The organism is Bacillus sp. LR--39, assembly GCF_053613335.1.
On record NZ_JBSIOT010001082.1, the window covers coordinates 1 to 637 of the forward strand.

The 637-nt window shown below is 44.4% G+C and carries 1 pseudogene; it reads left to right on the top strand.

Annotation, left to right across the window (positions count from 1 at the left end):
- Positions 1-637: pseudogene (gene katA, locus ACWHAR_RS28575) on the top strand (catalase KatA); the annotation flags it as partial.

Sequence of the window (637 nt, forward strand, 5' to 3'; positions counted from 1 at the left end):
CACACCGCTGTTCATCCGTTTCTCAACAGTTGCTGGTGAACTTGGCTCTGCTGACACAGTTCGCGATCCGCGCGGATTTGCTGTTAAATTTTATACTGAAGAAGGAAACTACGACATCGTCGGCAACAATACGCCTGTATTCTTTATCCGCGATGCGATTAAGTTCCCTGATTTCATCCATACACAAAAAAGAGATCCAAAAACACACCTGAAAAACCCTACGGCTGTATGGGATTTCTGGTCACTTTCACCAGAGTCACTGCACCAAGTGACAATCCTGATGTCTGACCGCGGAATTCCTGCGACACTTCGCCACATGCACGGCTTCGGAAGCCATACATTCAAATGGACAAATGCCGAAGGCGAAGGCGTATGGATTAAATATCACTTTAAAACAGAACAAGGCGTGAAAAACCTTGATGTCAATACGGCAGCAAAAATTGCCGGTGAAAACCCTGATTACCATACAGAAGACCTTTTCAACGCAATCGAAAACGGTGATTATCCTGCATGGAAACTATATGTGCAAATCATGCCTTTAGAAGATGCAAATACGTACCGTTTCGATCCGTTTGATGTCACAAAAGTTTGGTCTCAAAAAGACTACCCGTTAATTGAGGTCGGACGCATGGTTCTA